Origin of the sequence: Streptomyces sp. NRRL F-6676 (assembly GCF_000725625.1) — a bacterium.
Classification (GTDB): Bacteria; Actinomycetota; Actinomycetes; order Streptomycetales; family Streptomycetaceae; genus Streptomyces.
Map to the genome: position 1 here is coordinate 227,812 of NZ_KL647083.1, position 13,733 is coordinate 241,544.

General features: G+C 71.3%; 11 protein-coding genes. 10 read left to right on the plus strand and 1 reads right to left on the minus strand.

What is annotated here, in order from left to right; translation table 11 throughout:
- Nucleotides 1-5 precede the first annotated feature (5 nt).
- Nucleotides 6-1,685: an alpha/beta hydrolase gene (locus tag IO29_RS32445; protein ID WP_030378313.1), complete on the plus strand. Its 1,680-nt coding sequence runs from the start codon at nucleotides 6-8 to the stop codon at nucleotides 1,683-1,685.
- Between the two features lie 73 nt (nucleotides 1,686-1,758).
- Nucleotides 1,759-2,157, plus strand: coding sequence for a RidA family protein (locus IO29_RS32450; protein ID WP_030378312.1), 399 nt, complete (start codon nucleotides 1,759-1,761; stop codon nucleotides 2,155-2,157).
- 49 nt (nucleotides 2,158-2,206) lie between these two features.
- Here IO29_RS32450 and IO29_RS32455 read toward each other — a convergent pair whose 3' ends face one another.
- Nucleotides 2,207-2,782, minus strand: coding sequence for an adenylosuccinate lyase (locus IO29_RS32455; RefSeq protein WP_030378311.1), 576 nt, complete (start codon nucleotides 2,780-2,782; stop codon nucleotides 2,207-2,209).
- Nucleotides 2,783-3,293: 511 nt separating this feature from the next.
- Between IO29_RS32455 and IO29_RS32460 the strand changes: the two genes are divergently transcribed.
- From IO29_RS32460 to IO29_RS32495, 8 genes are all read left to right on the plus strand, one after another.
- Nucleotides 3,294-5,102: a 3-hydroxyacyl-CoA dehydrogenase family protein gene (locus tag IO29_RS32460; RefSeq protein ID WP_030378310.1), complete on the plus strand. Its 1,809-nt coding sequence runs from the start codon at nucleotides 3,294-3,296 to the stop codon at nucleotides 5,100-5,102.
- Between the two features lie 277 nt (nucleotides 5,103-5,379).
- Nucleotides 5,380-6,195 carry a TetR family transcriptional regulator gene (locus IO29_RS32465; protein WP_033224573.1) on the plus strand — a complete coding sequence of 272 codons (816 nt, stop codon included), beginning with the start codon at nucleotides 5,380-5,382 and terminating at the stop codon, nucleotides 6,193-6,195.
- Nucleotides 6,196-6,768: 573 nt separating this feature from the next.
- Nucleotides 6,769-8,106 (plus strand): crotonyl-CoA carboxylase/reductase, encoded by a 1,338-nt coding sequence (gene ccrA / locus IO29_RS32470; protein ID WP_030378308.1) that lies wholly within the window; start codon nucleotides 6,769-6,771, stop codon nucleotides 8,104-8,106.
- Between the two features lie 9 nt (nucleotides 8,107-8,115).
- Complete coding sequence (locus IO29_RS32475; RefSeq protein ID WP_051707255.1) at nucleotides 8,116-10,179, plus strand: protein meaA; 2,064 nt, start codon at nucleotides 8,116-8,118, stop codon at nucleotides 10,177-10,179.
- Nucleotides 10,176-11,138, plus strand: a complete 963-nt coding sequence (locus IO29_RS32480) for an HpcH/HpaI aldolase/citrate lyase family protein (RefSeq protein ID WP_030378306.1) — start codon at nucleotides 10,176-10,178, stop codon at nucleotides 11,136-11,138. The genes IO29_RS32475 and IO29_RS32480 overlap by 4 nt, the downstream gene beginning before the upstream one ends.
- Nucleotides 11,139-11,153: 15 nt before the next feature.
- Nucleotides 11,154-11,666, plus strand: coding sequence for a MaoC family dehydratase (locus IO29_RS32485; RefSeq protein ID WP_030378305.1), 513 nt, complete (start codon nucleotides 11,154-11,156; stop codon nucleotides 11,664-11,666).
- Nucleotides 11,667-11,668: 2 nt separating this feature from the next.
- Nucleotides 11,669-12,874, plus strand: a complete 1,206-nt coding sequence (locus IO29_RS32490) for an acyl-CoA dehydrogenase family protein (RefSeq protein WP_030378304.1) — start codon at nucleotides 11,669-11,671, stop codon at nucleotides 12,872-12,874.
- Between the two features lie 183 nt (nucleotides 12,875-13,057).
- Nucleotides 13,058-13,714 (plus strand): phosphatidylserine decarboxylase, encoded by a 657-nt coding sequence (locus IO29_RS32495; protein WP_030378303.1) that lies wholly within the window; start codon nucleotides 13,058-13,060, stop codon nucleotides 13,712-13,714.
- Nucleotides 13,715-13,733 lie beyond the last annotated feature (19 nt).

A 13,733-nucleotide genomic window follows, 5' to 3' on the forward strand; every position in this document is an offset into this window, starting at 1 on the left:
CCGGCATGAGAAGAACCGCAGCGGTGCTGTGCGGTGCGGCGGTCGTGATGGCGGGGCTGCCGGCCGGCGCCCTGGCCGCGGCGAGCGCCGCCCCGCGCGCCGTGACGACCGCCGGCGCGAGCGCCACCGGCACGGCGAAGCTCGCGTGGAAGAAGTGCGCCACCGGCGACTACCCGACCCTCCAGTGCGCGACCCTCGAGGTGCCGCTCGACCACGCGAAGCCGAACGGGCGGAAGATCACCCTCGCCCTGTCCCGCGTCCCGCACACCGCGCGCACCTACCAGGGCCCGCTGCTGGTCAACCCGGGCGGGCCGGGCGGCAGCGGGCGGAGTCTCGCCGGGTTCGTCGCCTCCTCGCTGCCGAAGGCGGTGGCGGCGCAGTACGACGTGATCGGCTTCGACCCGCGCGGCGTGGGCGCGAGCGAGCCGGCGCTGGACTGCGCGCCGGGGCACTTCGATCCCGTGCGCCCCGACACCGTGCCGCGCACGCCCGCGCTCGAGCGGGCGAACCTCGACCGCGCACGCTCCTTCGCGCGGGCGTGCGGCGCCAAGTACAAGAAGCTGCTGCCGTATCTCGACACGGTCAGCGCCGCGCGCGACATGGACGCGATGCGCCGGGCGCTCGGCGCGAAGAAGATCAACTATTTCGGGTACTCGTACGGCACCTATCTGGGCGCCGTCTACGCCAAGCTGTACCCGCAGCGGGTCCGGCGGCTGGTGCTGGACTCGATCGTGGACCCCAGGGGCGTCTGGTACGACGACAACCTCCAGCAGGACTACGCCTTCAACGACCGGCACCGGGCGTTCCTGGCCTGGATCGCCGAGCACGACGAGACGTACGGGCTCGGCACCGACCCCGCCCGGGTCGAGACCGAGTGGTACGCGATGCGGGCGGCGGTCGCCGCGCACCCGGCCGGGGGCAAGGTCGGCGCCGCCGAGCTGGAGGACACGTTCATCCCGGGCGGCTACTACGACGGCTACTGGCCCTACCTGGCCGGGGCGTTCGCGGCGTACGTCCACGACAAGGACGCGGACGCGCTGGTCGACGCGTACCGGACCTTCGGCGCGGTGGACGCCGCGGGCGACAACGGCTACAGCGTCTACACCTCCGTCCAGTGCCGTGACGCGGGCTGGCCGCGGGACTGGGAGCGGTGGCGCGAGGACAGCTGGGCGGTGTACTCCAAGGCGCCGTTCATGGTCTGGAACAACGCCTGGTACAACGCCCCGTGCGCGTTCTGGCCGACACGGGCGAAGCAGCCGGTCGACGTGGCCAACGACAAGCTCCCGCCGGTGCTGCTGTTCCAGGCCACCGACGACGCGGCCACGCCGTACGAGGGCGGGGTGACGATGCATCACCTGCTGCGCGGTTCCCGCCTCGTCGTCGAGGAGGGCGGCGGGAACCACGGCATCACCCTGAGCGGCAACGCCTGCCTGGACGACCGTCTGGCGGCGTACCTGCGCACCGGCAAGGTGCCGCACGGCCGCGGCGAGGCCGACGCGACCTGCGCCGCGCTCCCCGCGCCGAAGCCGCTGCCGGCCGAGACGACCTCCGAGGCGTCCAAGACATCCAAGACATCCACGACGTCCAAGACACAGAAGACGCCGAAGACACCCAAGGCATCCGAGGCGGCCTCGAAGCCCTCGCGCGGCGCGGCACTGCACGGGCTGCTCGGCTTCCGGGGCTGAGCCCGGCCGTCGCGGAACCGGCGGTGGCCGGGCTGCGGGACGCGTTGTCGGACCCATGGTCCACCATGGACCCATGAGCCAGCCGACCCGCCTCCCGGCCCCCGCCGGGGTCGCCCCCGCCGCCCAGTACAGCCATGTCGTCGCCGCCACCGGACGGTTCGTGGCCGTCTCGGGCCAGCTCGCGCTGGACGAGGACGGCACGCTCGTCGGCGAGGGCGACGCGGGGGCGCAGGCCCGTCAGGTCTTCGAGAACCTGCGCCGCTGCCTGTCGGCCGCCGGGGCGACGTTCGACGACGTGGTGAAGCTGACCTTCTTCGTCACGGACATGGCGCACATGCCCGCGATCCGCGCGGCCCGCGCCGCCCACATACCCGACGACCGGCTGCCGGCCGCCTCCGCGATACAGGTCGCCGCGCTGGTGCGTCCCGAGTTCCTGATGGAGATCGAGGCGCTCGCGGTCGTGGCTTCGTAGGCCGTCTCCCGTCCCCGCGCGTGCCGTTGGCGCCCGTCGGCCGGGGCGTTCACCGGGCGCCCGGGATGCGTGCCAGGGCCCGGACGACCGCCTCGGCCAGGGCCGGGTGGGCCAGGGCCTCGCGCAGGACGGAGACGGCGCGGGGGTCGCCGAGGGTGCCCAGGCCCTCGACGCAGGCCAGGGCGACACGGCGGTACGGGTCGTGCGGGCGCAGCCGGCGGCGCAGCGTGGTGATCAGCGCCGGTACGGCCTCGGGGGCGCGCAGTTCCGTCAGCAGGCGCACGGGGTGCAGGGCGTAGGCGACGCGGAGTTCGTTGGTGGCGAGGGCGGCGGCCGCGCGGGCGGTGCGCGGGTCGCCGAGGCGGGCCAGGGCGTGGGCGGCCGAGGCGCAGCGGGGCGGGTCGCGGTGGTTGAGCAGGAGGACGAGCGATTCGAAGGCACGGCGGTCGCCGGCCAGGCCGAGGCGGAAGGCGGCGAGTTCCCGGGCCCACAACGGGCGGCCGGGTGCGGTGAGGACGGCCGCGAGGTCGTCGGGGTCCTCGGTCGTCACCAGGCGCTCGAACTCCGGGCCGCCGCCCGCCTCGCGCCGTAAGCGCTCCGTGAGTGATCGCAACTCTTCGTCCATGGACGAGAGAGTAGGCGCGGTGCCGCGCACGTGGGACGCGGATCAGGAACAAGCGCGACCCAGCGACCCAGCGGCCCGCCAACCCGCCAACCCGGCGACCCGCCAACGCGGCAACCCGGCAACCCGGCAACCCCCAAGGCCTGGCGCGCTCGTTACCGGTGAGTTAATCTCAGACGAGCGAGTCACCACTCGCATGGCTTCTCGTTTTTCCGGTACTCGTCGGACTCCGCATGGCGGCTTGGTGACGCAGCCGTCGTGCGGGCGGAGCAACCGGTTCGGTGCCCGTCCTCTGCGCGGGCACCGCGGTGCGACCCGGCCTGGGGACAGGGCCGGTCGGACACCGCCGTCGCGCGGGCGTGCACACGCCCCGGGGCGGCGCCGGGCGTGCGCGCCCGGACCCGGCACCACCCGCACCTCTCCGCACAGCACCTTCCTTCCGCACGCACTCGGTGCGCCGTCGGGCGTACCCGGGCGTGTTCCCCGTCGTCACCCACCTTCCTGGAGTCCCGCGATGGCCACTCCCCTCTCCGACACCTCCCTGTCCCCGCTCCGCACCGTCGCCGTCGTCGGCCTCGGCACCATGGGCACCGGCATCGCCGAGGTCCTCGCCCAGGCCGGCCGCGAGGTCGTCGGCATCGACATCAGCGAGGCCGCGGCCACCCGGGCCGTCGCCGCCCTGGAGGCCGCCACCGCCCGTTCCGTGGCGCGCGGCCGGCTCACCGAGGAGCGGCGCGGCGACGTCCTCGCGCGCTTCCGCACCTTCACCGACCTCCAGGCGGCGGGCGACGCCGATCTGGTGATCGAGGTGGTTCCGGAGTCGTACGAGATCAAGCAGCAGGTGTTCCGGGAGCTCGACGCGGTCGTGCGCCCGGAGACGATCCTGGCGACCGGCACCAACGCGCTCTCCGTCACCCGGCTCGCCGCCGAGTCCGCGCACCCCGAGCGCGTGCTCGGCCTGCACTTCTTCAACCCGGCCCCGGCGATGCGGCTGGTCGAGGTGGTCTCCTCGGTGCTCACTGCCCCCGCGGCCGTCGCCGCCGTCACCGACCTCGCGCTGGACCTGGGCAAGGAGCCGGTCGCGGTCGGCGACCGCCCCGGCTTCGTCGCGGACGGACTGCTGTTCGGGTACCTCAACCAGGCCGCCGCGATGTACGAGGCGAAGTACGCCTCCCGCGAGGACATCGACGCCGCGATGAAGCTGGGCTGCGGCCTGCCGATGGGCCCGCTCGCGCTGCTCGACCTGATCGGCGTGGACACCGCGCGTACGGTCCTGGAGGCGATGTACGCCGCCTCGCGCGACCGGCTGCACGCCCCCGCGCCCGTCCTGCGCCAGCTCAGCGAGGCGGGGCTGACCGGCCGCAAGTCGGGCCGCGGCTTCTACACCTACGAGGCGCCCGGCAGCGGCACGGTCGTACGGGACGCGCTGACCCCGCTGGCCGGCGGCCCGGCCACCGGCACCGCCCGCCCCGTCCGCGCGGTGGGTGTGGCCGGCAGCGGCACCATGGCGTCCGGGATCGCCGAGGTGTTCGCCAAGGCCGGTTACGACGTCGTCCTCGCCGCCCGCACCGAGGAGAAGGCGGCAGCCGCGCGGGCCAGGATCGGCACGTCGCTCTCCCGCTCGGTGGACAAGGGCCGGATGACGGTGGAGGCGGCCGCAGCGGCCCTGGACCGGATCACCCCGGCCGACTCCCTGGACGCCTTCGCGGACGTCGACCTCGCGGTGGAGGCGGTGACCGAGGACCTGGAGGTCAAGAAGCAGCTCTTCACCACGCTGGACAAGGTGTGCAAGCCGGGCGCGGTGCTGGCCACCACCACCTCCTCGCTGCCGGTCGTCGCCTGCGCCCGCGCCACCTCGCGCCCGCAGTCCGTGATCGGCATGCACTTCTTCAACCCGGCCCCGGCGATGAAGCTGGTCGAGGTGGTCCGCACGGTGCTGACCTCGGACGAGACGCACGCCACCGTCCGCGAGGTCTGCGCGCATCTGCGCAAGCACCCGGTGGACTGCGGCGACCGGGCCGGCTTCATCGTCAACGCGCTGCTGTTCCCTTATCTGAACAACGCGGTGAAGATGGTGCAGGAGCACTACGCGACGCTCGACGACATCGACGCCGCGATGAAGCTGGGCGGCGGCTACCCGATGGGCCCGTTCGAACTGCTCGACGTGGTGGGGCTGGATGTGTCCCTGGCCATCGAGAAGGTCCTGCACCGCGAGTTCCGCGACCCGGGCCTGGCGCCCGCGCCGCTCCTGGAGCATCTGGTGGCCGCGGGCTGCCTCGGCCGCAAGACGGGCCGCGGCTTCCGCGAACATGCCCGGCGCTGACCGGCCGCAGCGTGAGCGGCCGGAGCGTGAGCGGCCGGAGCGTGAGCGGCCGGAGCGTGAGCGGCCGGAGCGTGAGCGGCCGGGGCGTGAGCGATCGGAGGCCGTGCGGCCCGGCGCGGGTGGCACGGAGTGCCCCGACGGCCGGTTCCCGGCGGGACGGGAGTGGGGCGGACTGCTCGATCCGGCCGCCCCGTCCCGGCCCCCGCACCCGCCTCCCGGAGGGCCGGTAAACCGGGGACATGCCCACCAAGCTGCGCACATGCAGTACGTTCGGGGCATGCCCCAGTCCGCCAAGTCCTCACGTATCGCCGCCTCGACCGACGCGCCGGAGAGCGCCGCCGGCAGCCGCGCCGCCGCCCAGCGGCTGAAGATGCGCCGCGAGTTGGCCGCGGCGGCCATGGAGCTCTTCTCCACGAAGGGGTACGAAGCGACCACGGTCGACGAGATCGCGGCGGCCGCCGGGGTCGCCCGCCGGACCTTCTTCCGGCACTTCCGCTCCAAGGAAGAGGCGATCTTCCCCGATCACGACGACACCCTGGTCCGCGCCGAGGCGGTGCTCAACGCCGCTCCCGCGCACGAGCACCCGCTCGACACGGTGTGCCGCGGCATCAAGGAAGTCATGCGGATGTACGCGGCCCAGCCGGAGATCTCGGTGGCCCGCTACCGACTGACCCGCGAGGTGCCGACGCTGCGGGAGGCGGAGATCGCGTCGGTCGCCCGCTACGAGCGGCTGTTCACGCGCTATCTGCTGGGCCACTTCGACGAGCGGGCGCACGCGGACGACGGATACGACGACCCGCTGCTGGCGGAGGTCGCGGCGTCGGCGGTGGTCACCGCCCACAACCACGTACTGCGCCGCTGGCTGCGGGCGGACGGCAAGGGCGACGTGGAGTCGCAGCTCGACCACGCGTTCGCGATCGTCCGGCGGACGTTCGGCACGGGGATCGGCGCCGGCCGCGACACGGCGCCGCCCGCGGCTCCCCCGGCGACCACGGCCGCGCAGGGCGAGGTCCTGGTCACGGTGGCCCGCACGGACGCCCCCCTCGACGAGGTCATGCGCACGATCGAAGCGGCCCTCCAGGCCCGCCGCTGACACCCCACGACCACTGGGCACCCGGCGCCGGGGTGACCGTCACGGCGGCTCCGCTCACCGGCGCCCGCCGGGCGCCGCTGCGCCCACCCGCGCCGCAGTAGGGGCGCGGGGAACTGCGCGACCAGCCACGACGCACCCGCACCCGACAACGCACCCCACGGGGGTCCGGGGGCGGAGCCCCCGGGGGACGGGAACGGGCAGGGGCGGCGGGGGCGAGAAACCCGCGCACGCGAACCCGCACCCCCCGCTGCCCACTCCCCCGCCCCCTCTGATCGATCATCGCTCACCTGAGCGCAGAAAAATTCACCTGAGACCATTTCTTGGCACTCCGTGCCTTGCGCCCTGGCACACCGTGCCATACGTTGGACATGTCCGAGCGACCGCGCACGGCGGCAACCCCCGCCACGCCGGCCTGTCCCCGGCGGCCCCGCCGCCCGCCCGGACGCCTGCGTCACAGGCTCACTTCGCACACTCCGCACCCCCTCGCACCCCCGCGCCACCCGCGCACACCCACACCCCTCGCCGAACCGACGGCACCCCTCCCCCAGAACGCCATCTCGCCGGAGGCACACCGTGAAGGAAATCCTGGACGCGATCCAGTCGGGGACGGCCACGTCCGCCGACTACGCCGCACTCCCGCTCCCCGACTCGTACCGCGCGATGACCGTGCACAAGGACGAGACGGACATGTTCGAGGGCCTCGACACCCGCGACAAGGACCCCCGCAAGTCGCTCCACCTGGACGACGTCCCGCTCCCCGAACTCGGCCCGGGCGAGGCCCTGGTCGCCGTGATGGCCTCCTCGGTCAACTACAACTCGGTGTGGACGTCGATCTTCGAGCCGCTCTCCACCTTCGCCTTCCTGGAGCGCTACGGCCGCGTCAGCGAGCTCACCAAGCGCCACGACCTGCCGTACCACGTCATCGGCTCCGACCTCGCCGGCGTCGTCCTGCGCACCGGCCCCGGCGTCAACTCCTGGAAGCCCGGCGACGAGGTCGTCGCGCACTGCCTGTCGGTGGAACTGGAGTCCTCCGACGGCCACAACGACACGATGCTCGACCCCGAGCAGCGCATCTGGGGCTTCGAGACCAACTTCGGCGGCCTCGCCGAGGTCGCGCTCGTCAAGTCCAACCAGCTGATGCCCAAGCCGGACCACCTCAGCTGGGAGGAGGCCGCCGCCCCCGGCCTCGTCAACTCCACCGCCTACCGGCAGCTCGTCTCCCGCAACGGCGCCGGCATGAAGCAGGGCGACAACGTGCTCATCTGGGGCGCGAGCGGCGGACTCGGCTCCTACGCCACGCAGTTCGCGCTGGCCGGCGGCGCCACCCCGGTCTGTGTCGTCTCCTCGCCGCAGAAGGCGGAGATCTGCCGGTCCATGGGTGCCGAGGCGATCATCGACCGCAATGCCGAGGACTACCGGTTCTGGAAGGACGAGCACACCCAGGACCCCAAGGAGTGGAAGCGGTTCGGTAAGCGCATCCGCGAACTCACCGGCGGCGAGGACATCGACATCGTCTTCGAGCACCCCGGCCGCGAGACCTTCGGTGCCAGCGTCTACGTCACCCGCAAGGGCGGCACCATCACCACCTGCGCCTCGACCTCGGGCTATCTGCACCAGTACGACAACCGCTATCTGTGGATGTCCCTGAAGCGGATCATCGGCTCGCACTTCGCCAACTACCGCGAGGCCTGGGAGGCCAACCGGCTCATCGCGAAGGGGAAGATCCACCCGACGCTGTCCAAGGTGTACCCGCTGGAGGACACCGGCCAGGCGGCGTACGACGTGCACCGCAACCTCCACCAGGGCAAGGTCGGCGTGCTGTGCCTGGCGCCCGAGGAGGGGCTCGGCGTGCGCGACGAGGAGAAGCGCGCCCGGCACGCCGATGCCATCAACCGCTTCCGGAACATCTAGGAGGCGCACATGAGTGAACGTCACAAGGACCGGCCGTGGCTCATGCGCACGTACGCCGGTCACTCCACCGCCGAGGCGTCCAACGCGCTGTACCGGCGCAACCTCGCCAAGGGCCAGACCGGACTGTCGGTCGCGTTCGACCTGCCGACGCAGACCGGCTACGACCCCGACCACGTCCTCGCCCGCGGCGAGGTGGGCCGGGTCGGGGTGCCGGTCGCGCACCTCGGTGACATGCGCCGGCTGTTCCAGGACATCCCGCTGGAGCAGATGAACACCTCGATGACGATCAACGCCACCGCGATGTGGCTGCTGGCGCTCTACCAGGTCGTCGCGGAGGAACAGGGCGCGGACGTCACCAAGCTCCAGGGCACGACGCAGAACGACATCGTCAAGGAGTACCTGTCCCGGGGGACGCACGTCTTCCCGCCGGGCCCCTCCCTCCGGCTGACGACGGACATGATCGCGTACACCGTGTCCCACCTGCCCAAGTGGAACCCCATCAACATCTGTAGCTACCACCTCCAGGAGGCGGGCGCCACGCCGGTGCAGGAGATCGCGTACGCGATGTCCACCGCGATCGCCGTCCTGGACGCGGTGCGCGACGGCGGCCAGGTGCCGCAGGAGCGCATGGGCGACGTCGTCGGCCGGATCTCCTTCTTCGTGAACGCGGGCGTCCGCTTCGTCGAGGAGATGTGCAAGATGCGGGCCTTCACCCGCATCTGGGACCGCGTCACCCGTGAGCGGTACGGCATCGAGGACCCCAAGCACCGCCGTTTCCGGTACGGAGTCCAGGTCAACTCCCTGGGGCTGACCGAGGCCCAGCCGGAGAACAACGTCCAGCGGATCGTGCTGGAGATGCTGGCGGTGACCCTTTCCAAGGACGCACGCGCGCGTGCCGTGCAGCTCCCCGCCTGGAACGAGGCGCTGGGGCTGCCCCGGCCCTGGGACCAGCAGTGGTCGCTGCGCATCCAGCAGGTGCTGGCGCACGAGAGCGACCTGCTGGAGTACGAGGACCTCTTCGAGGGGTCGACGGTGATCGGCGCGAAGGTCGACGAGCTGGTCGGGGCGGCGTCCGCGGAGATCGAGCGGATCCAGGAGATGGGCGGGGCGATGGCCGCCGTCGAGTCGGGTTACCTCAAGTCGCAGCTGGTCGCCTCGCACGCCGAGCGGCGGGCCCGGATCGAGTCGGGCGAGGAGAAGATCGTCGGCGTCAACGCCTTCGAGGGCACCGAGCCCAGCCCGCTCACCGCCGATCTGGACACCGCGGTCCAGACGGTGGACCCGGCGGTGGAGGCCCGGGTCGTCGCCGCGCTCCGGCAGTGGCGGGACACCCGTTACCAGCCGCCGTTCAACCACACACGCCCCTGCAAGGCGCTGGAGAAGCTGCGGGAGGCCGCCAAGGGCACCGACAACCTCATGGCGGCCACCCTGGAGTGCGCCCGCGCCGGGGTGACGACCGGCGAGTGGGCCGGGGCGCTGCGCGAGGTGTTCGGCGAGTTCCGGGCGCCGACCGGGGTCTCGTCCGCCCCGGTCGCGGTCGCGGCGGAGGAGGGCTCGGCCCTGTCGCGGGTGCGCCGCCGGGTCGAGCTGACCGCGCGTGACCTCGGCGTCGGCAAGCTGCGGTTCCTGGTCGGCAAGCCCGGCCTGGACGGGCACTCCAACGGGGCCGAGCAGATCGCCGTACGGGCCCGGGACGCCGGCTTCGAGGTGGTGTACCAGGGCATCCGGCTCACCCCCGAGCAGATCGTGGACGCGGCCCTCGCCGAGGACGTGCACGCGGTGGGCCTGTCCGCCCTCTCCGGTTCGCACGCGCGACTCGTGCCGGACGTCCTTGAGCGGCTGCGCGCGGCCGGCGCGGCCGACATCCCGGTGATCGCCGGCGGGATCATCCCGCACGCCGACGCCGAGAAACTGCGGGCCGCGGGAGTGGCCGCGGTCTTCACCCCGAAGGACTTCGACATCACCGGGATCATCGGCCGTATCGTCGACGAGATCCGGCACGCGAACCAGCTCGAACCCCTGCTCGAACCACAGCCCGAGCCCCGGCCCGACCCCCTGGAGGTCCCCGCATGACGACCGTCAACCGGCTCCGCCCCCGCCGCTCCTGCCTGGCCGTTCCCGGAAGCAATCCCCGCTTCCTGGAGAAGGCGCAGGGCCTCCCGGCGGACCAGGTCTTCCTGGATCTGGAGGACGCGTGCGCCCCGCTGGCCAAGCCCGACGCGCGGCACACCATCGTGAAGTTCCTCAACGAGGGCGACTGGACGGGCAAGACCCGGGTGGTGCGGGTCAACGACTGGACGACGGAGTGGACGTACCGCGATGTCGTGACGGTGGTGGAGGGCGCGGGCCCGAACCTGGACTGCATCATGCTCCCGAAGGTCCAGGACGCGGCGCAGATCGTCGCGCTCGACCTCCTCCTGACCCAGATCGAGAAGACGATGGGCTTCGAGGTCGGCCGTATCGGCATCGAGGCGCAGATCGAGAACGCGCGGGGCCTGAACAACGTCAACGCGATCGCCGAGGCGTCCCCGCGCATCGAGACGATCATCTTCGGTCCGGCCGACTTCATGGCGTCCATCAACATGAAGTCCCTGGTCGTGGGCGAGCAGCCGCCCGGTTACCCGGCGGACGCCTACCACTTCATCCTGATGAAGATCCTGATGGCGGCCCGCGCCAACGACCTCCAGGCGATCGACGGCCCCTACCTCCAGATCCGCAACGTCGACGGCTACCGCGAGGTCGCGCGGCGCGCCGCGGCCCTCGGTTTCGACGGCAAGTGGGTGCTGCACCCGGGCCAGGTCGAGGCGTCCAACGAGATCTTCTCGCCCTCCCAGGAGGACTACGACCACGCCGAGCTGATCCTGGACGCGTACGACTACTACACGTCCGAGGCGGGCGGCAAGAAGGGCTCCGCGATGCTCGGCGACGAGATGATCGACGAGGCCAGCCGCAAGATGGCGCTGGTCGTCTCCGGCAAGGGGCGGGCGGCCGGCATGACCCGCACGTCGAAGTTCGAGACGCCCACCGACTAGAAAGGCCTCAGCGCGATGCAGTTCGGACGCACTTTCGAGGAGTTCGAGGTCGGCGCGGTCTACAAGCACTGGCCCGGCAAGACGGTCACCGAGTATGACGACCACATGTTCTGCCTGCTCACCATGAACCACCACCCGCTCCACCTGGACGCGCACTACGCCGAGGAGACCACCGACTTCGGCAGGAACGTGGTGGTCGGCAACTACATCTACTCACTCCTGCTGGGCATGTCCGTCCCGGACGTGTCCGGCAAGGCGATCGCCAACCTGGAGATCGAGTCGCTCCGGCACGTGGCGCCGACCTTCCACGGCGACACGCTCTACGGCGAGACGACCGTGCTGGACAAGCGGCCCTCGAAGTCGAAGAACGACCGCGGCATCGTGCACGTCGAGACCAGGGGCTACAAGCAGGACGGCACCCTGGTGTGCGTCTTCCGCCGCAAGGTGATGGTGCCCACCGGGACGTACATCAAGGAGCGCGGCGGCGAGCAGCCCGGCCGCCCGGTACTGAAGGAACAGGGGAAGTAGCCATGGCGCGACTCGCCCGGACCGCCGGTCTCACCGACGTCCAGCAGGAGATCCTCTCCACCGTCAGGGACTTTGTCGACAAGGAGATCATCCCGGTCGCCACCGAGCTGGAGCACCGCGACGAGTACCCGCAGAGAATCGTCGACGGCCTCAAGGAGCTGGGCCTCTTCGGGCTGATGATCGACGAGGAGTACGGGGGGCTGGGCGAGTCGCTGCTCACGTACGCGCTGTGCGTGGAGGAGATCGCCCGCGGCTGGATGTCGGTCTCCGGCATCATCAACACGCACTTCATCGTGGCGTACATGCTCAAGCAGCACGGCACGCGGGAGCAGAAGGAGTACTTCCTGCCGAAGATGGCGCTGGGCGAGACCCGCGGCGCCTTCTCGATGTCGGAGCCGGGGCTGGGCTCCGACGTGTCGGCGATCACGTCGAAGGCTGTCAAGGACGGGGAGGAGTACGTCCTGAACGGCCAGAAGATGTGGCTCACCAACGGCGGCTCGTCCACGCTGGTGGCCGTTCTCGTCCGGAGTGACGAAGGCCACCCCGAGGGCACGGCCCCGCACAAGTCGATGACGACGTTCCTGGTGGAGAAGGAGCCCGGCTTCGGCGAGGTCCGTCCCGGTCTGACCATTCCGGGCAAGATCGAGAAGATGGGCTACAAGGGCGTCGACACCACCGAGCTGATCATGGACGGCCTGCGGGTGCCGGCCGACCGCGTGCTCGGCGGGGTCACCGGCCGGGGCTTCTACCAGATGATGGACGGCGTCGAGGTGGGCCGGGTCAACGTCGCCGCCCGCGGCTGCGGGGTCGCCCAGCGGGCCTTCGAGCTGGGGATCGACTACGCGCAGCAGCGGCACACGTTCGGCAAGCCGATCGCCCACCACCAGGCCATCCAGTTCAAACTGGCGGAGATGGCCACCAAGGTGGAGGCCGCGCATGCGATGATGGTGAACGCGGCACGCAAAAAGGATTCGGGGGAACGAAACGATCTCGAGGCGGGAATGGCGAAGTACCTCGCCTCGGAGTACTGCAAGGAGGTCGTGGAGGACGCCTTCCGGATCCACGGCGGCTACGGCTTCTCCAAGGAGTACGAGATCGAGCGGCTCTACCGGGAGGCACCGATGCTGCTGATCGGTGAGGGTACCGCCGAAATCCAGAAAATGATCATCGGGCGCAGGCTGCTCGAGGAGTATCGATTCCAGGGCTGATGCCAGGATGATTGTCCGGGTTGGGGGTGTTTTCTTGGGGAAGAGGATCACACCCCGTCAACCCTTCTCGGCCGCCGACTCGGCTTCCCGGCTTACCCAGTTGTGACCCTGAGCCGCTACGATCGCCGGAAAGCCGCCGTCCCCCTCACGCAGCGCGGCATTCATCCGCTACGAAGGTCATCCATGCCCCACAGCCAAACCTCTGCACCTCGCGACAGCCTGGTCGGCACACGCCTCGCGCGCGGAGCATCGCCGTGGCTCCTCCCGACCGTTGCCACCGCAGCCCTCAGCCTCGCCCGGTCGCGCCGCTCCGGCGCCGCCCGGGCCGTGGCGGTGCCCGCCACCGCTCTCGCGGCGGGCATGCTGTGGTTCTTCCGGGACCCCGAGCGGGAGATCGCTCCCGGCAGGGTCATCTCTCCCGCCGACGGTGTGGTGCAGAGCATCATGCCGTGGAAGGACGGGCGCACCCGCGTCGCGATTTTCATGAGCCCGCTGAACGTGCACGTGAACCGGGCCCCGCTGGCCGGCACGGTGACGTCCGTCGAGCACATCCCCGGCGGCTTCGTTCCCGCTTTCAACAAGGAGAGCGAGAACAACGAGCGGGTGGTCTGGCACTTCGACACCGAGCTCGGTGACATCGAGATGATCCAGATCGCCGGTGCCGTCGCCCGTCGGATCGTCCCCTACCTGCCGCAGGGCACCAAGGTCGAGCAGGGCGAGCGGATCGGGCTGATCCGGTTCGGCTCGCGCGTCGACATCTATCTGCCCGAGGGCGTCGAGGTGGCCGTCGAGGTCGGACAGAAGACCGTGGCTGGGGTGACTCGCATTGACCGTGATTGACCCGCAGACCCAGGCCGGC